The organism is Salibacterium aidingense DSM 18341, from assembly GCF_000429685.1.
Classification (GTDB): Bacteria; Bacillota; Bacilli; order Bacillales; family Marinococcaceae; genus Salibacterium; species Salibacterium aidingense.
Genome location: NZ_KE386940.1, coordinates 156537 through 175193 on the forward strand (window position 1 = coordinate 156537; position 18657 = coordinate 175193).

The window sequence follows — 18657 nt, forward strand, 5'->3', positions numbered from 1 at the left end:
TCCTGCTTTTTTATGATTGGTTTTTTGCAGGTACACCTGTTACGACAAGGCCGCTTTCTACATCCTTTGTCACTACGGCTCCGGCTCCAACCACAGCATCTTCTCCGATTTGAATCCCTGGAAGCAGGGAGGCGTTATTTCCGACTTTTGCTCCCTGCTTAATATAAGGGCCGCGTAAAGTATATGCTTTGGCTCCCATATATTTATCGTTTGCCATGGAGACGTTTGGACCGAGAAATACGTTATTTTCTAAAATGGTATCCCCAGTTACGTAAGCCAGCGTTTGAACGGTACAGTTTTTTCCGATTCTACTATTTAATTCAATAACAGCCGATCTTCCAATAACCGTGCCTTCTCCTACGAGTACATGTTCTCTGATGCTGGCAAGATCGCCGATAAACACATTTTCGCCTACGAGAGTTCCGGCATAAATCGTGACCAACTGCCCGATTTTTGTACCGTTTTTGATTATTAAGGGGTGCACGTTTTGGGAGCTCTCGCGCATACTGTTATTTCCCTCTGGGTAGATTCCTATTACACAATTAGCACCGATTTTCACATTATCCCCTATGGAAGTGCCAGGTAAGATCACGGTGTTATGTCCAATGACCACATTTTTTCCGATATGGACATCTTCTTCGATAACCACATTTTTTCCGGTTTGCACGTTTTGAAATGGATCAGACATCGTACATCCCCTCTCTACTTGTTCTTTTATCCTGCTTGCTTGGGTGATAAGTATAGGAAGATACGCGAAACCGGGTAAAATAACCGGTTTCGCGTGAGGTTTTTTAGAAGATATCTACTACGATGGCTACAGCTAATAGGAGCTGTAACAGCAGTTGAATGTTGAGGGCAAGCTGCGTATCGTTTGTTTCTATGGTGACATCTCTGCTGTTTTCAATATAGGTTTGCTGGAAAGTGACTTGCTTGATTTTCGAAGATTGCAGCAGATCCTGCGTGAATTCATCAGCCTGGGAAGCATCGCCCCCGAAGATGGTAATGGTAATGATGATCACAAGGGCTGCCTGTAATGCTGCCTGTAAGTTCAAGGCACCTTTCGTATCGACGGTGGAGACCGTAACATCACAAGAGTCTACCACCTGGATATATTCTTCCGATGCCTGCACCGTTTTACTCGATTGTTCGGCTGATTGTGTTTCTCCACCAGTACCGCAAGAAGACATTCCGCCGTGGGTGCAGGATGGATCCAGCGCATCCCATTTCCTTTTGTCTCTTCTATCCCTCTTTCTTCTTCTATCTCTATCTCTATCTTTACAATTACCCATTCTTTTACCTCCTTTCTGTTACACTATATGATGAAGAGATGGAGTGGTTTGGACAATCTACCTAATATATTCGTTTGTTTTTCTATTATTTAATTATCTGTGTTAGAGTTTTCAGAGACCTGTTGGTTCTCCAAAAATTGATTTACTTCTTCTTCAATCTGCTGGATGATACCCTGCAACATCTGTCTATCTTCTTCTGAAACCTCAATGGAAGACGGGTCGACATTATATTTTCTCAAGAGTTTTCTTACTAACATTTCGGTTAGTCTTGGATTTTGCTGCATGTTTTTCCCTCCTTTATTCCGTTTCTATATCCATCAAATGCAAATGTCTCACTATTGTATAGGGAGATTACTAACATTCCAGCCTATTTCTGAAAGATTCCACTGCTGTCCCTCTATCACGGCCCCTTAAACAGGCAATACCACCAAAAAACGCTTTTCTTAGCATGAGGAGGCCCACGCTAAGAAAAGCGTTTCTTTCAGGACATTTTAAATCTTCAACTGTTGATAAACATCAATATACTGTTCTGCCGTTTTTTCCATGCTGTGGTGTTTTACAACATATTGTCTGCCTTTAACTCCGAGATCATACCGCTTTTGAGGATTCTGGACGACTTCCTTTAATACCTCGGTAATTGTGTCGGGGGTGGCGTTAACAATGGGGGACCCAGAAGGATACTTACTCTCTAGATCTTTCCGTATATAACAAATCACCGTTTTTCCAAGAGCCATGGCTTCAGAACTAATAAAACCGCTGGCTCCTATTCGTAATTGATCGATGACAACATCAGATTCTGAAAGAAGCTGCAATGTTTCTTTATAAGATTTTCCTTCAATTAACTGAAAATCCAACGTTGTACCGGACTGCTTTAATTGGTTCACAGCTTGCAACACAGCATCGGTTCCTTTCAGGTCCCGGGCAGTGGGAGCATGCACCACTTTAGGAACCCTCTGTGCGGGGTCCGGGTAGTGGGGTTTTATCTGTTCTGTGTCTATTGTGTGGGGGATAACATGGATTTGTTTGTAGTATTTTTTAATATATGGTTCTAACTCATAATCTTGGACAAAGGCGTGGTCGATATAATCTGACAAGACAGTCAAATTATGATGAATTTTTTCTTCCGACCAACCCGGCTTCTCTCGTACATGAGGATTATTTTGTTTCGCGATGGAGATCATCCGCACATCTGATCCATGATGATGAACTACCATTTTTTTTCCGGCCTGCTTTAACTGCTTTAAATCGCTTTTATCCGGAAAAAACGTTTCCCCAAAATGAAAATGAAAAATATCATATTCTTTCATGGCTCTTTTTAAATATTGATGAAGATATGCCTCTCTTTCTACTTTGGATAATATGTTAAGCCGTAAACAAATGTCGGGAGTAAACTGAAACCGGTTTTCATCAAAATGGCATGCGGCGGCGTCTATCCCTTTTTTACGCAGAGCCCTGCATAAATCAATCATAGGAGAACCATATGGCAGGTGTAGAACTTTCACAGTCAGCAGCCTCCTTGATTTTCCATGGTTTAGGTCATGAGGTATCCCGGTTTATCCCCTCGCATGGAGTTGTAAACTTTGAGTAATCTTTTTTCCATATAACTCCAGTTAAAATGATCTTCCATGACTTTTCGAGCGTTCCAGCTCATCTCTCTGGCTTTATTTTTGTGGCGGTATAAATATAGAAAACCATCTACATAGTCTTCCGGTTTTGGTTTTTGTTTGTTAATAACAATGCCGCAGTGATACGTACGTATAAAATGCTCCATCTCATGACATTTGCTTACTACGACGGGAACAGCGTTATTTAAATAAGTAAAAAACGAACTTGGTAAAGCAAAGGAGTCATGAAGGGAACGGGAGGAATCCATATTGATGAACCCAGTGTCCACATCGGCCAGTGTTTTCGGAAGGGAATCATAAGGTAACAAGTCTGTCATAGTTATATACGGGCTGAGCTGATCAGGAACAAAGACCTGGCTGCCCCCGCCGATCACTTTAAAACGCAAATCAATATCTTCTCTGCCTTTTCGCATGCAGGAAACAATCATCTCTCTGTTTTCCTTTGATGGAGCTCCAGTAAAAGCGGCAGTGAATGTCTTTGATTCTCTCCCCTTTAGATGGTAAGAAGAAACAAGGGGAGGTGAATCGTAAATCACTTCAACCGGGATACGAGGATATTTGGATAAATACCAGGCTTTCATCGACTCGGAAGTACTGATGATATAATCCACTTCTTTTAAACTTTCCAGAAGCATTATATCCCGCTGTCGAATCGACTCTTTTGGAGTATCGCTGTATGGGTCGGGGTCAACCCAACGACTGTCATATAGTAACTTTGTCATTTTGTTTTCCCCGGTACGCAGCGTGCGCTTAATTTCCTTCCCAATATGGAAAGATTGTAATTCATGGGCGTGATAAATGTCAGCGCGTTCTTTTAACCCAGTAAGATAAAGAGGATGAGCGGCAGCAGGATCCACTTTATGGGTGTATTCATAGGTTTTTATTGTGATATTTTGGTGGATAAATACCTCTTTTTGAAAACGATTAGAAAAAGGACTGCCATTTACATCAAATAACGCCCCTTTTATTTTCGGGGCAATAATGGTGACTTCGTATCCCTGTTTGACTAGACTTTTTCCTTCCTTTTCAAAAACCCGTTCATCTAAAAAAGAAAGGGAGTTTAATAAAAAACATACCTTTGTCCTCAATACTCATCCTCCATCCTTTAATGGATACAGTAATTCTTTGTTTATACATTATGTGTCCAGTCAGGAAAAAATGACTCAGGCTCTGCTGCAAAAGGGCTTATTACCGTGACAATGTGGATTCTCCTTTCATATGCTTAGTAGTAATTATGCGGTGGGAGTAGATATGATGGATTTGCAATTAAAGGGAAAAAAAGTATTAGTCACAGGAGGCTCAAGAGGAATAGGTAAAGCTATTGCTGCCGCTTTTCAACAGGAAGGGGCAATGGTGGGGGCAGCGGCCCGGAACAAAGAGGAACTTTATTCCGTTCAGAAAGAGCTTGGGATACAGACGTATGAAAAAGATTTATCCGTATCCCCTCACAGAGAACAGCTGATGGAGGCGTTTATCCAGGATTTTCACCGAATTGATGTATTAGTAAATAATATTGGAGCAGGTTTCGGAGGACCCCCGCTGTCCACTCCCTATACTGTTTATGAGGATGCGATGAATGTAAACTTCACCATTGCTGTGCATATGAGTCAGCTGGCTTCCAGCTACATGGTGGCCAATGAGTCCGGCTCGATTATAAATATCTCTTCTATTTATGGAAGAGAAGCGGGGGGGACGTCGGCTTATAACGCTTCGAAGGCAGCTTTGAATAGTTTCACGAAGTCCTTCAGTTCAGAAATGATAAAATATAATGTTCGTGTCAACGGCATTGCTCCGGGCGCCGTTTACCATCCTAATGAAATATGGAAGCGCCGACTGCAAGCAGACCCCCATGTTTTAGAAAAATATGCAAAGAAGAATATTCCTGCGGGACGTTTAGGAAAACCGGAGGAAATAGGGAATGCAGCGGTTTTTTTAGCTTCTGATAAAGCTTATTGGATTGTAGGATCCACGATAAATGTTGATGGCGGTCAATCCCATTTAAATTTTTAATACAGAATAGGTTACTTGGAAAGGAAGTGTATATCTTGAAACGTCCTGCTATTGCAGATAGTAATATATTGATCGTTGGTGGAGCAGGTTTTATCGGAAGCCATCTGGCCGATAAATTATTAGAAGAAGGGGCAAAAAAAGTAGTCATTCTCGATAATCTCTTTGTGGGAAGAAAAGAAAATCTGAGGAGTGCTCTTGATAAAGGCGCTATCCTTCACGTGGACGATGCAGAAAACCGGGACATTCTTCATCACACGATGAAAGAGTATCATATTCAGATTGTATTTAACTGTGCAACAAAACCATTAAATTATTCGTTTATCAATCCGTCTAATGCGTTTTTAACCAATGTTACCGTGTTAAGCAATCTATTGGAACTGCAGCGGAAGAAGGTTTTTCAGACTTTGTGCCAGTTTTCTTCTTCGGAGGCTTACGGGTCCGCTGTCTACCAGCCCATGAATGAAGAGCATCCTTTTGTTCCAACGACCACCTATGCCGCTGGGAAAGCATCGGCAGATTTATTGCTGCAATCCTACGTTAATATGTTTGAGGTAGATGCCTTTATTGTTAGACCTTTCAATAACTATGGACCGCGCCAGAATACAGTAGGTCCCTTGGCCGGGGTGATCCCAGTAACGATAAAAAAAATATTAGATGGAGAAGCACCGGAGATCCATGGCTCCGGTCAGCAAACGAGAGACTTTATCTATGTCAAAGATAATGTGCAGGTTGTCGTTCAGCTCTTTTCGGTTTTGCCATCGGGAGAAAGTGTAAATATTGCCTCAAATCAACAATTATCGGTGGAAACAGTAATAAAAACCATTATGCAGGTGATGGGTTATAAAGGAGATGTTGTTAAAAAGCCTAACCGAACCGCAGATGTTGACAATCACTGGGCCTGCGTAAAAAAACTGGAAACCTTTATCGGAAAACAGCATCGAACTGATTTTGCAGAAGGTATAAGCTCAACAGTGGATTGGATACGAAAACACGTTTCCAAAGAAGAATAAAAGGAAACCGGGGATCGATTTATTAACCGATACCCGGTTTTTGTATTACATGTGCATGGTCGCGCCTTCGTTTAAAAGTTCCTCGTATACATTTGCTAGCCTTTTTTGCATGTGTTCCCAGCTGTATTTGTTTTCCATCACGGCACGGGCGTTTTCACTCATTTGCTGTAATATCGATTTGTTTTTATTGAGATAAAGAAATGCTTCGGCATAGTCCTGGGCAGACGCATCTGCTTTATCAAGAACGAGGCCGCAGTGGTGTTTCCTTATAAAGTTCTCCATTTCATGGCAGCGGTTGACTACTACCGGCACCCCATTGTTTAAGTAACTAAAAAATTTATTCGGCATCGCATACAGACGATTCAGGGAATGATGGAGATCTTCATAATCGATCCAGCCTGCATCTACATCAGCCATATGATTGGAAATGGCATGATAGTCGACCCACCCGGTTAAATGAATTTTATTCGTCAGGGTTTGTGGAAGAGGGAAAGAATCACCAAAGCGGGCCCCTCCAATAACCTTGAATTTGAAGTCTGAGGCTGCTGAACAAAATTCTGTTATACCGGTGATTTTTTCTTTACTTCCCCGCTTATTATCCATGTTCCCTTCGTAACAGACGGTAAGACTATCGGTCTGTTTTTTGGGCTGATAAGTGTTGGATAAAGGAGGAGAATTATAAATGATTTCTACCGGTATTGCCGGATTTTGAACGAGAAACCAAGACTTAATGGAAGGAGAAATCGTAATAACATAATCTACTTCTTTCAACATGCTCAGCAGCCGCTCTTTTAAGACGTTTCTTATCTCTTCAGTATAATTAGGGTCAAATGGGTCTGGAGTAAGTTCATGGCTGTCATATATTAATTTCACTTCTTTGCCCTTTTTCCGAAGCTGGTGTTTGATCCCTACCCCGGCAAATAGTGAGAGGTATTCATGAACATGATATATATCAGCATTTTGTTTCATACCAAGTTGAGTTAATTGGTTATGAAAGCCGGAATGTTCCCAACGAACAGGATTGTCCCTGACTTTGCTAAGAAATGCCCGGCTGCTTTCCCAGTCATAGGTAATGATTGTAATCCCTTTATATTTAAAACTAGGGGTTAAAAAACGGTCTTTTATTGGTGTTCCATCGATATCCAGAAGATATTTATTTTTTCTCGGAACAATCATTGTGACCTCATATCCCATTTTTTTTAAACTCAAGGCTTCTCGTTTAAAAATTCTGGAATCCAAAAATGGATGATCGGTAACGAGCATGCAGACTTTTTTTCCCACCTTTATTTCTCCTCTCTCATTTATAGGTTCGCCTCATTTATTCACGCAGTGTTCAGTGTATTTGGAAGGGCCTAGCGGGTGTGAACACGGTCTAATATTTAAACATTTCACGTAATACAACTTGAATATGATGGGCAGCGTTTCCATCTCCAAACAGGCTGCGGTAAGCCTGAGGTTTTTCACTATTTAAAACAGCTTCTACAATTTTTTCTGAATGAGTGGGCGGCATAATTGTATTCCATTTTTCCCGCACGGTTTCTTCCCATTCTGTTTCTTTGCGAAGCGTAATACATGGGGTGCGGAGCATATAGGCTTCTTTTTGAATGCCGCCGGAATCCGTTAAAATCGTTTTGGCCTGACTTTCCATGACTAACATATCCAAATAATTTAACGGTTCAATTAATAAAATATTGGAATTGGTGCCTTGTTCCCACTTCTCTATTGTGTGTTTTGTTCTTGGATGCAGGGGAAAAACAACTTTTTTATCTAATTGCTGAAAGGCTTTAAGAATGTTCTTTAACCGATCCGGTTCATCTGTATTTTCTGCACGGTGGATCGTGGCAAGATAATAATCTCCTGCCTGGAGCTGCAGCCGCTGGAGAATGTCGGATTGGTTAACAGCCGTTTCTTTATAATGAAGCACAGCGTCATACATGATGTCTCCCGTTACATAGACACCTTCTTTGATTCCTTCCCGGGCTAAGTGATCCACCGCTGCCTGGGAAGGAGCAAACAGGAAGGTAGATAGGTGATCTGTTACCACCCGGTTTATTTCTTCCGGCATCCGTCTGTTGAAACTGCGAAGGCCGGCTTCTATATGGGCAATAGGGACATGCAGCTTGGATGCTGCCAAACTACCGGCAAGGGTGGAGTTCGTATCCCCATATACTAAAACGAGGTCCGGCTTTTCTTTATTTATGACATTTTCTAGTTGTATCAGCATATCCGCGGTCTGCTTCCCGTGAGAACCCGATCCTACTCCGAGATGATAATCAGGAGTCGGAAGCTGCAGCTGAGTGAAAAATATATCAGACATATTTTTATCATAATGCTGCCCTGTATGAACGATAATCTCATTAATATTCTTATCGTTCTGCAGAAGCCTGGATAACATACAGGCTTTAATAAACTGGGGTCTGGCGCCAAGTACGGTTATCATTTTCATTTTGTATTCCTCCCATGCTCTTCATTTCGTGACAGCCCTACAGTAATCTATGAAAAATAAGAGTGCGCTGCCCCCTCAAATAACACAAGGAAAGAACCTAAAATGTATTTTTTTCTCGGTTTGGACATAACGTGAAATAAATCAAAGGCAAGAATTTTCCATAAGGAGAGCGGGGAAGGCATGAGTAAAAAGATTTGTTTTTTAGTAGCGGATCATCCGTTTTTAGATGCAAGAATATTTAAAAAAGAAGCGAAAACGCTGTATCATCAGGGGTATGATGTAACAATGATTGTTCCTCGAAGAAGCGGTTTTTTGTTTGACATAGACGGGACCCCGTTCCGTGATACATTTCAAGGGGAATCATTTGTGTATGAGGGTATCAAGATGGTCACGTATGAACAAATAGACTTTGAGAAAAAGCTCAAATTACTAAATTATCACGTCCAATCAGGAAAAGCGGCCCATTTCACGGATCCGTTGACTAAATTGGGAACTGCTCAGCAGGCTGATATTTATCATGCCCACGAGTTTTTTTCGTTGTATGCGGGGGTGGGGATAAAACGGAAGCTTGGCTCCAAAGGAAAATCCGTTCCATTGATTTATGACAGCCATGAGCTAGTTCCTGACCCGGAGAGTGCTATCGGAGAGGCGAAAAAAAGAACGATGAGGAAAATGCTGACGGCCATGCTGCAGGAAACAGATTATGTCATTACGGTTTCCGAATCGATCAAATCTTGGTATAACGCTGTTCATCCCAGGATACCCGTGGAAGTTATTTTTAACTCCCCTCCATTAACACCGGAATACAAACCCAAAACATATAATAAAAGCAGCTTAGTCCTTGGATATGAAGGAATCGTTAATAGGACAAGAGGGAATGTAGAAAAGCTGTTTCTGCTGCTGGACATCTGCAAACGACACTTTGATCTGCATTTAAATATTATAGGCGGTTTATCACATTCTACGAAAGATACACTTTCCGTGCCTTCTCATTTGAAGACTAACGTTCACCAGAAGGGATGGATCCCATATGAAGACATTCCGCTGGCGATGAAAGAAGTGGATATCGGCTTAGTTGACCTCGATGCAAAACATTCGTTAAATAATCATTATGCTGTTCCTAATAAATTTTTTAGTTACTTAAACAACGGTGTCCCTGTATTGGTGAACCGGTGTAAAGATATGAAGGATATTATCCGCCGATACCAGTGCGGATTTGTGGTAAACAAGGAGGTGGCTTCAGCTGCTGATTATGCGGAAGCATTGTTTCACCTATCCCAACACAAAGAACAGCTTTCGCAAATGAGTGAGAATGCCCGGAGAATAATGGAAACTTATTATCACTGGGGAATCATGGAAGAAAAGCTCATGGCATTATATAAAAAACTGCTGGGTCCGGACAGATAGTAGTCTATTCCCTTTTATTTTTATGAGAGCGGGTACGTATATCCACACGTATGTTTTCTTTCTGCCATACTGTGACAGAGAAGGAGGTGCTCTTGTGAAACTATTCTTGGATCCGGGTCATGGAGGAAATGATTCTGGCGCAGCCGGGAACGGATTACTTGAAAAAAATATAAATTTAGACATCGCTATTAGAATAAGAAATATTTTATTAAATGAGTACCAGAATGTAGAAGTAAGAATGAGCCGTACGTCAGATATCAGTGTTACTCTCAATCAGCGGACCAGTCAGGCTAATGAATGGAATGCAGACTACTTTCTATCGATTCACTGCAATTCTTTCAATGGGCAGGCCGCTGGGTATGAGGACTATATCTACCAAGGCTTAGCGGACTCTTCGCAGACAGCGGCGTACAGAAACATCATGCACAACCATGTTACTTCTGTAAATTCCCTGACGGACAGAGGCAGAAAGAAAGCTAATTTCCACGTACTTCGGGAATCAGCAATGCCGGCAATATTAACAGAAAATGGATTTATCGACAACGCCAACGATGCTTCCTTGATGGCGGGCGGGGAATGGAGGCAGGCTGTGGCCCGCGGCCATGTGAATGGACTGGAGGAAGCGTTTAACCTTCAGCACCAGCAGAATGCAGGTTCTGTGTATAGGGTGATAGCAGGATCCTTTGAAAATAGAGAAAATGCCGATAATCGACGCTCCCTGTTTCAATCCAATGGGATAGGAGCTGTCGTAGTGGAGACCACGGTTTCCAACCAAACAAGGTACCGTGTGCAGACCGGAGCTTTTAAATATAGAGATAACGCGGAAAGACGACTGGAAGAAGTTCGGCGTTTAGGGATAGAAGATGCCTTTATACTCACAGATGAGGAAAACACATCCGTGGAAGGAGATAACGGAATTTCTATTTTGGGAGACGTAGTCCTGTCTCCTCATTTGTTAGATCAATACGTGAGATCCATTCACGATCAGGCACCGCAAATTGGAGCCTATTATTTAAAATATGGAAATTACTATGGGATCAGAGGAGACATTGCTTTCGCGCAGGCTTTGCACGAAACGGATTATTTCCGTTTCACCGGGGTCGTTCAGCCTGAACAAAATAATTACGGAGGCCTGGGTGCAACAGGGCCTGATAATCCCGGGGAAAGCTTTGAAACGCCGGAAGACGGCGTGATGGCTCACCTGCAGCATCTGTATGCATATGCCTCCACGTCAGAACTTCCATCGGCTTATCCGCTGCTGGATTCCAGATTTGAGCTGGTGGAGCGGGGATCAGCCCCTTCCTGGATTGGTTTAAATGGAAAATGGGCTGTTCCCGGCAATGAATATGGGCAGCTCATCCTAAACATGTATGAACGCTTGATCAAATTCAGCCAGAACACCCTGGAAGATATACTGGAAAATATAAAAACGTAAAAACGTCCTTGTGCAGCAAAGACTGGTTTTCAATAAAGGATGAAAAAACGGAGCCCGGGTAACGTCCCGCGGGCTCCGTTTTTTGTGTTCCGTATTGTTATTTGGGTAAGGAGTTTCTGGCGTTGATATAACCGCTGCCGTAAATGTTTGGATCCCTGTCTCTCCATAGATCTGATCCGTTCAACAGTTGTTCTTTTATTTGCTGAGGAGAGGCGTCCGGTTTATTTTGAAGCAGCAAAGCGGCAACGCCGGCGCAAATAGGAGTGGCCATGGACGTGCCGGACATTGTAAAGTAGTAGTCGCCCACTCTGCTGCTTTTCTGGGTTCGATCGACATAAGAATTGGGGGAGCGAAGCGAGACAATATCAACGCCGGGCGCCAGAAGATCTGGCTTTGTTTTCCCATAGATGGTAGGGCCGCGGCTGGAAAAGCCGGCCACTTCATCATCGTCTCTGGATCCCGTGTTATTATCATCGAGCGCCCCCACTGTAAGGATTTTTTCGCTGACTCCCGGACTGGCAATGGTCTGCGGTTCGGGACCTTCATTACCGGCAGCCACACAAACCAGAATGCCCTGATCCCATGCAGCATTAACCATTTGCACCATCGGATCATCCTCTTCTTCTTCATACCTTTGGGCAGGACTTCCCAGGGACATACTAATAATATCAATCGAGTAATCCATATCCTGCTGATTGTATTCCATACACCAGTCTATGCCAAGCATGATGGACTCCAACGTACCGGAACCTCTATTATCCAGTACTTTTACTCCAATAATGTTGGATTCCGGGGCAGGACCGCTGTATTGGCCGCCTGATGCGGCGCCGTTTCCGGCTGCATCCCCTGCACAATGCGTTCCGTGCCCGTTATCATCGTATGGTTCCTCTCGGTTATTAACAAAATCTACGAAATCGACCATCCGATCAGAAAGGTCCTGATGCGGATAAACACCAGTATCAATAACGGCTGTCGTAATTCCCTGCCCCGTTAACGAAGTGCCGTTGATTTCCACGTTGTTCGCATTGGCAGACGGGACGGCGGTGTCCAGAAGCGCGTTCACTTCCCGGTTCAAATATACTTTTCGAATCGTTGAACAGCGGGAGAGCATATCCTCCAGAGCCCCCGGTGTGACTTCAGCACTGCAGCAGGCTGCCTTGGTAAAATGATTTTTTACTTTACAGCGCCTGTGGCTGTGTAGCAACCCCTCGATTTCCTGCAGACCTTCGGTACAATGATCGTGATGAAATCCGATGATGACCGGCAGCTTTTTTCGTTTGGTAATCATCCGGTCTATGACGTTGTGGAGAAAACATGGGACAGACTTTAAAAAATTGTAGGAATAAAGCATTTCTTCCCGCAGAGGACGGTCAATTTTCCCGGCCTGGGAACGCATTAACTTTACCATTCTATAATGAAACACTGCTATCACCCTTTCTTTTTCGTGTGCTCCCACACTATGAGAGGGAAAGAATGATAGGAACGGCAGAATGTCTAAATAGATTTGTGAAATAGGATTTTAACTAGAACGGCAGGGAAGGCAAAAACGAGGGGAAGTGGGTGTCTTCTCTATCTTTTTTAATTGGAGGACGAAAACTCTTCTAAACCTGCTAATAGTCCAATCATCAACTATATTTCCACATAAAGTATGAAATGAGGAAAGGAACAGAGCAGAAGAAAAGAGGGTTGGAAAGGACATGAATGATAAGAAAACAGTACAAACCGTTGCCGTCATTGGATTGGGGAAAATTGGCCTGACGTTGGCAGCAGTGTTTGCCAACAATGGCTTTCATGTTATCGGAGCCGATCATAAGGAAACCGTGGTTCATCTTGTGAATCAAGGGGTATCCCATGTCAGTAATGAACCCGGCCTGGATCAGCTGGTGGCGGAGGCCGTCCGCAACGATAGACTTCGTGCTGTACGCGATACGTCGGCGGCAGCTGCCGAATCTGATTTTGTGGTCGTCATTGTCCCCGTTTTAATTAAGGAAGACCACGAGGTGGATTATTCATTTATAGATGCAGCTGTGGAAGATATAGGAGCAGGATTAACGAAAGGAACGACTGTTATTTTTGAAACAACGCTGCCTGCGGGAGATACCCGGAACAGGTTTGGGAAGCGGCTTGAAGAAATTTCCGGTTTGAAAGCCGGTTTTGACTTTTATTTAGCTTACAGTCCGGAAAGAGTGTATTCCAACCGAATGATCCACGACCTGCAGCAATACCCGAAAATAGTAGGGGGAACAAATGATAAGGGACTGCAGGCTGCCTCGGATTTTTACAAACAGTCCCTGCGTTGTGAAGTAATAGAAGTAGATTCCGCAGAGACAGCGGAATTTTCAAAAACAGCCGAATGCGTCTATCGGGATGTAAATATTGCTCTTGCGAATGAGTTAGCCGTCTATGCGGAGAAAAAAGGGGTAAAAATTTCGGATGTCATTTCAGCAGGCAACACGCAGCCTTTTTCTCATCTTCATACTCCCGGGATTGGAGTCGGAGGACACTGTATTCCCATTTACCCCTATTTTTTTATAAAAAGAGGACTGCATGAGGGGTTAACCCCTATGGCAAGAAAAATAAATGATAGCATGGCAGCTTACGCTGTCACCAAAATGGAAGATTATCTAGATACGCTGGAGCATAAAAATGTTCTGATTTTAGGGCTTTCCTATCGAGGAAATGTAAAAGAACCGACGAAATCTACCGCACTACTGCTGGCAGAAGAGCTTAAGCAGAAAAATGCATGGGTCTATGTAAACGATCCATTGTTTACGGATGAAGAAATTTCAACGTTTAGCATAACCCCGTTGTCATTGGCAGACGAAAGAATTTCCAGCATCGATGCAGTAATCCTTCAAGCCTTTCATAATGACTATCACTCTATTCAATTTGACGCCTTTACAAATTGTAAATTAATTTTCGATGGACGCAATGAGCTGAATGAGGAAGAAATTACAGCTTTAGGCATTCAATACGAAAAAATAGGTTTGTGATGGGACGGAAGGGAGGTGAAAACCGTGAATCGCACAGAGTTTATTCCAATGGTGGATCTACAGAAAGAAATAGATTTGTTGAAAGCCCCGCTGTTAAAAGAAATGAAATCAGTCCTGAAAAGCGGAGAATATGTACTGGGGAAAAAGGGGGAGGAACTCGAAAATCAAATTGCTGAATATACAGGTACGGCTTATGCCATCGGGGTTGCAAATGGGACTGATGCGTTGTATTTATCATTAAAAGCATTGAATATCGGTCCGGGCGATGAGGTGATCACCACCCCATTCACCTTTTTTGCCACGGCAGAAGCAATTGCCCAAACCGGGGCTGTACCGGTTTTTGCAGATATTAAGGAACAAACCTATACCATTGATCCAGAGAAAATAAAGGAAACCATGACTCCAAAAACAAAAGCAGTTATTGTGGTTCATCTGTTTGGAAAAGCAGCGGATATGGAAGATATCATGTCTTTAGCGGAAAAATACAACATTAAAGTGATTGAAGACGCGTGTCAGGCGATGGGAACGGAAATAGAAGGAAGGAAAGCCGGGGGGATTGCAGATATTGGATGTTTTTCCTTCTTTCCCTCCAAAAACCTGGGTGCCTTTGGAGATGGGGGCATGATCGTAACCAATGATCACACACTTTATGATAAAGTACGTGAACTCCGAAATCATGGCAGTCAAAGGAAGTACCATCATTCTTCCATAGGCATAAACAGCAGGCTGGATGAACTTCAGGCAGCGGTATTACTGGTTAAACTCAAATATTTAGACCTATTTCTGCATAAAAGGAAGGAAATTGCCAAGAGGTATACCGAACAGTTGAATCGATACGTCAAGACCCCGGCACCGGGGGAAAAAGAGGGACGGACGTACCACCAATATTGTATAGAATCAGGGAGGCGGGATGAATTAGCTTCCTATCTGAAGAAGAGCGGCATCGCTTCTGCTGTCTATTATCCGGTCCCTCTTCATTTGCAGCAGGCATTTGATTACTTGGGATACCAAAAGGGAAGTTTTCCCGTCTCTGAAAGGATAGCAGACCGGATTCTGGCACTTCCTATTTTCCCGGAGCTGTCTATTGAGAAACAAAACAATATTATTTCAAGCGTGATTCATTTTTTTGAGCATGGGGCAGATTAATATGGTTTCATCCATGTTCTATAAAAATCATTCCACCTGGAATGATTTTTTTTTGTGATACTCCCCTCATGTTCGCGAATGTTGTATACGGTGAAATTTTGAAAGAACAAAGGAGCTTCTCTGAAAAGATTCATTAAAACACTGACGTCCTCATACAGCCTCCCATCATCAAAAGGGATCACCGGAAACCCTCCGATTTGTTTCAGCGTGGATGTTCGGTATACCCGGGGGCCAAGCGGAAAGCGGTAGGATAATAGATCTTTTTTCGAATGCACCCTCTTTCCCTTAGAGAGGCCTTTATATAAAATACCACTCTCCGCAGTCTGCTTCCACCGCCGGAGGTTTCCGTATAACATACATGCTTGTTTCGGCAGATTCTGAAGATAGTGTTTCACTGTGACTACAGCATCGGGATCGAGCCAGTCATCTGCGTCCAATTCCATAACAAATTCCGTAGAAATGTAGGGAAGAACGTCATTCAGAGCCCGGGCTTTTCCGCCGTTTTCTTTTTCCATCAATGTTACCCGGGAATGATTTCTCCATTCAGAAAGCCGGCTCCGGGAATCGTCTGTGGATCCATCGTCGATCACAAAAATGGCTTCCGGCTGGACATTTTGCAAAACACAGGAAAGCACCGCTGTTTCCACATAGGCTCCCATATTATAGTTGGCTATAATAATCGACAGAGAAGGGGGCTGAGGTTCGACAGCTGCCGGTTTGTATTTCGTCAAAAAATGAATCTTTTCCATTTGACTTTTGGAACTGCTTTTATTTATTTTTTTCAGCCCATCCAGTGGCAACACTGTTATTTGATGGTTTTCTATAGTGCTGAGCCAGGCAGGCAGCAGCGCTTCGTGAAAAGGGAGCTGACGGGTGGACGGAAAAGGATTTTGTTTACCACTGCTTGTTTTTATCAGGAACGGATGCTGAAGCATTGCTCTTCCTATCCGTTGTGGAAAAGTCATGACTGATTTATAAGGATCAAGGTTTAAATAGGATGGCTCAAGCAAGGAAGAAAGATAGTCATCGTCGTTTAAAACCAAAAAATAGGATGTCTCTATAGAGCACAAAAGCCGGTTCATAGCGCGGCCCGGGTCCTGCGCCGGAATAAAAGAAATATCGAAGCTGCTTCGTTCCTCTTCGTTTCCAGTTTGTGCCGTCTGCTGCAGGATCATAACCCTGTCTAGACGATGACTTATTTTTTCGAGGGAGAGCAGAGCCTGTTGTAATGTCTTCGTGTTCGAATACCCGAAAAGTAAAGCAGTTATATCTTTCACTTTGTATCCCTCCTGATTTTCCTGTGGGACGGGGAATATTTATACCTATGACAGGAAGAACCGGAGGGTTCATGAATATATGTGTTTTTCTTAAAAATAGAATAGAGGACAACTGTGGAATCTTTCTGAAATAGGCAGAGTAGTTAGTAGTTTCCCTATACAATACCCTTCCTCCCTGCATCTAATATATTGAAACAAAGAAAGGAGGATTAATATGGCAAGAGTAAACGTCTCTCAATCCGCAAATATTGAACAGTTAGTTAATCAGTTATCGAATATAAGTACCAATCTCGGCGGGGGGTCTTCGTCCAACAATAATTCCACTACGTGTCCCCCCAATACTCCCGGAACACTGCGGGAGGTATTATGTTCCTTGGTAGGAGAGCCGGTTCAGGTCACCACTCCATTTGGTGTCGTGGACGGTACACTGTTATCCGTGCAGAGCGACTATATTGTGATAATAGATGACACTGGTTCTCAAGTCCTTGTACGTCTTGAAAATATCGAGACAGTAAATGAACTGTAAAGGAGGGTTTCACATTGTTTGAGAACACGTTTGTTGCAGAATTAGCGTCCAGACTCGGTTCAAGGGTGGAAGTAGCCACAGATAATAATCTGACCGAAGGCATATTGATCAGTGTTACCAGTGATTTAATCAGCATTGACACCACCAACGGCTATGGAACAGGTAACAGATTGTATATTTCTATTAATTCCATTAACTACGTTCGTTTCCCAGCCACAGCAGCCTAATCGTCAATTGTAAACTTCATCAATAACACGGAAAAGCTCCCATGTTAAACACTCTTAATATAAATAATAGGACCTTAAAATCTGCTCAAAAAAAAAGCAGATTTTAAGGTCTTTTTTTAAGAACAGAAAGGTCGAAGGCTGAGTGGGTTTCTTACCTTCCTCTTTTCTTAATAAAAAACCAGCTGCTTTTTCGGCAGCTGGTTAGGAAGGACGAGCTCCTTTTTGTTTTTTAATGGCTTCGCTGATTTTACTGGAAAGCGCCAGCGATTTGACACCGTCCTCCCCTTTGACCAGCGGGGGGGTATTGTTCTTGATACAGGAGATAAATTCTTTCAGCTGCAAAGTTAACGGTTGATAGAAAGGGGGGATTTGGATTGTTTTCGTTACAGTACTCGGGAAGTCCTTTGTTTTTTGTTTATCTGGACGGGTAACATTAATTTCATTGCGCAGAAGATCAGCAATAAAATAAGCCTCTTCTGTTAAAACCTGAACTGAACGTATCGTTTTGTTGGATTGCATACTGGCTGTTACCTGAGCAATCACTCCCTGTTTAAATTCAGCTATCATAATAGCATGTTTTGGGGAAGTTTCCATTAACTGTCCGAGTGTATAAAATTCTTTTAATTCGTCTTCCATAAGTTCATTTATGATATAAAGATCATGAATCATTAAATCGTGTACGACATCAATATCTTTTAATTTGGGATGATACGGGGACATGCGGTGCGTATCAATTGCAATGACGTTCTGATCGGCTATTTCTTTTTTTAATGTCTGGATGACTGGATTAAATAGTTCAATATGTCCCACCTGCAGAATGAGATCCTGTTCCTCGGCTTTTTTGACTAACGTTTGGGCCTCCTGGACGGTGGAAGTGATTGGTTTTTCCATTAACATATGCACCTTGTTTTCAATACAGCGCAATCCGACTTCGTAATGAAACGGGGTCGGTACTGTAATGCTAACGGCATCTACTTCCTTTAAAAGCCCCTCCATCGAATAAAAGGGGGAAACATTATATTTTTCGGCTATTTGCTGGTTTATTTTTTCATTTTCATCATAAATTCCAGCCAAACGGCAGGAATCAGATAAAGACTTGTACGTTCGAATATGATTTTCGCCCATGTTTCCCGTGCCTATCACTCCGACCTTCATGATGAACCCTGCCTCCTTTTCTATTAACACATGTAATCGTACTACTTTATTGTATGGTCGCTCTCAGCCGGAGAAACGGCAGAACCAGGAAACAAACGCAGGCCTATCATA

18 protein-coding genes are annotated in these 18657 nt (G+C 42.8%); 8 read left to right on the forward strand and 10 right to left on the reverse strand.

Annotated features, from left to right (window positions below; all coding sequences use genetic code 11):
* Nucleotides 1–10: 10 nt before the first annotated feature.
* From G475_RS0122845 to G475_RS26150, 5 genes are all read right to left on the reverse strand, one after another.
* Complete coding sequence (locus G475_RS0122845) at nt 11–688, reverse strand: acyltransferase (protein WP_026703229.1); 678 nt, start codon at nt 686–688, stop codon at nt 11–13.
* Nucleotides 689–791: 103 nt separating this feature from the next.
* On the reverse strand, nt 792–1289 hold the full coding sequence (locus G475_RS0122850) for a spore coat protein (protein ID WP_026703230.1): 498 nt from the start codon (nt 1287–1289) through the stop codon (nt 792–794).
* Nucleotides 1290–1378: 89 nt separating this feature from the next.
* On the reverse strand, nt 1379–1573 hold the full coding sequence (locus tag G475_RS0122855; RefSeq protein WP_026703231.1) for a hypothetical protein: 195 nt from the start codon (nt 1571–1573) through the stop codon (nt 1379–1381).
* 207 nt (nt 1574–1780) lie between these two features.
* On the reverse strand, nt 1781–2791 hold the full coding sequence (locus G475_RS0122860; protein ID WP_026703232.1) for a glycosyltransferase family 4 protein: 1011 nt from the start codon (nt 2789–2791) through the stop codon (nt 1781–1783).
* A 29-nt stretch (nt 2792–2820) separates the two neighbouring features.
* Nucleotides 2821–4002: a glycosyltransferase gene (locus G475_RS26150; RefSeq protein WP_035712547.1), complete on the reverse strand. Its 1182-nt coding sequence runs from the start codon at nt 4000–4002 to the stop codon at nt 2821–2823.
* A gap of 166 nt (nt 4003–4168) precedes the next feature.
* Between G475_RS26150 and G475_RS0122870 the strand changes: the two genes are divergently transcribed.
* Both G475_RS0122870 and G475_RS0122875 read left to right on the forward strand, forming a co-directional pair.
* Nucleotides 4169–4924, forward strand: a complete 756-nt coding sequence (locus G475_RS0122870) for an SDR family NAD(P)-dependent oxidoreductase (RefSeq protein ID WP_026703233.1) — start codon at nt 4169–4171, stop codon at nt 4922–4924.
* Nucleotides 4925–4959: 35 nt separating this feature from the next.
* Nucleotides 4960–5934, forward strand: coding sequence for a GDP-mannose 4,6-dehydratase (locus tag G475_RS0122875; protein WP_026703234.1), 975 nt, complete (start codon nt 4960–4962; stop codon nt 5932–5934).
* A gap of 45 nt (nt 5935–5979) precedes the next feature.
* Here the strand turns inward: G475_RS0122875 and G475_RS0122880 are convergent, their stop codons facing one another.
* Nucleotides 5980–7215 carry a glycosyltransferase gene (locus G475_RS0122880; protein ID WP_233275836.1) on the reverse strand — a complete coding sequence of 412 codons (1236 nt, stop codon included), beginning with the start codon at nt 7213–7215 and terminating at the stop codon, nt 5980–5982.
* Between the two features lie 91 nt (nt 7216–7306).
* A complete protein-coding gene (wecB, locus tag G475_RS0122885) occupies nt 7307–8380 on the reverse strand; it encodes a non-hydrolyzing UDP-N-acetylglucosamine 2-epimerase (RefSeq protein ID WP_026703236.1) in 1074 nt (357 codons plus the stop codon).
* Between the two features lie 180 nt (nt 8381–8560).
* Here wecB and G475_RS0122890 point away from each other — a divergent pair, with 180 nt between their 5' ends.
* The gene (locus G475_RS0122890; protein ID WP_035712550.1) at nt 8561–9787 is read left to right on the forward strand and encodes a glycosyltransferase family 4 protein; all 1227 of its coding nucleotides are present in this window, start codon (nt 8561–8563) and stop codon (nt 9785–9787) included.
* A 94-nt stretch (nt 9788–9881) separates the two neighbouring features.
* Nucleotides 9882–11222, forward strand: a complete 1341-nt coding sequence (locus tag G475_RS0122895; RefSeq protein WP_026703238.1) for an N-acetylmuramoyl-L-alanine amidase — start codon at nt 9882–9884, stop codon at nt 11220–11222.
* Between the two features lie 97 nt (nt 11223–11319).
* Here G475_RS0122895 and G475_RS0122900 read toward each other — a convergent pair whose 3' ends face one another.
* Nucleotides 11320–12645 (reverse strand): S8 family peptidase, encoded by a 1326-nt coding sequence (locus G475_RS0122900; RefSeq protein WP_026703239.1) that lies wholly within the window; start codon nt 12643–12645, stop codon nt 11320–11322.
* A 274-nt stretch (nt 12646–12919) separates the two neighbouring features.
* Here G475_RS0122900 and G475_RS0122905 point away from each other — a divergent pair, with 274 nt between their 5' ends.
* The gene (locus tag G475_RS0122905) at nt 12920–14215 is read left to right on the forward strand and encodes a nucleotide sugar dehydrogenase (protein ID WP_026703240.1); all 1296 of its coding nucleotides are present in this window, start codon (nt 12920–12922) and stop codon (nt 14213–14215) included.
* Nucleotides 14216–14239: 24 nt separating this feature from the next.
* Nucleotides 14240–15361 (forward strand): DegT/DnrJ/EryC1/StrS family aminotransferase, encoded by a 1122-nt coding sequence (locus G475_RS0122910; RefSeq protein ID WP_324603228.1) that lies wholly within the window; start codon nt 14240–14242, stop codon nt 15359–15361.
* On the opposite strand, the gene G475_RS0122915 is transcribed toward G475_RS0122910, so the two are convergent.
* Complete coding sequence (locus tag G475_RS0122915; RefSeq protein ID WP_026703242.1) at nt 15358–16638, reverse strand: glycosyltransferase family 2 protein; 1281 nt, start codon at nt 16636–16638, stop codon at nt 15358–15360. The two genes, G475_RS0122910 and G475_RS0122915, sit on opposite strands and share 4 nt — an antisense overlap.
* Nucleotides 16639–16852: 214 nt before the next feature.
* Here G475_RS0122915 and G475_RS0122920 point away from each other — a divergent pair, with 214 nt between their 5' ends.
* Nucleotides 16853–17164, forward strand: a complete 312-nt coding sequence (locus G475_RS0122920; protein WP_026703243.1) for a DUF2642 domain-containing protein — start codon at nt 16853–16855, stop codon at nt 17162–17164.
* Nucleotides 17165–17178: 14 nt separating this feature from the next.
* Nucleotides 17179–17391, forward strand: a complete 213-nt coding sequence (locus G475_RS0122925) for a DUF2642 domain-containing protein (protein ID WP_026703244.1) — start codon at nt 17179–17181, stop codon at nt 17389–17391.
* A 201-nt stretch (nt 17392–17592) separates the two neighbouring features.
* Here the strand turns inward: G475_RS0122925 and G475_RS0122930 are convergent, their stop codons facing one another.
* Entirely contained in the window at nt 17593–18546 is a 954-nt protein-coding gene (locus G475_RS0122930; RefSeq protein WP_026703245.1) for a Gfo/Idh/MocA family protein, read from the reverse strand.
* Between the last annotated feature and the right edge of the window lie 111 nt (nt 18547–18657).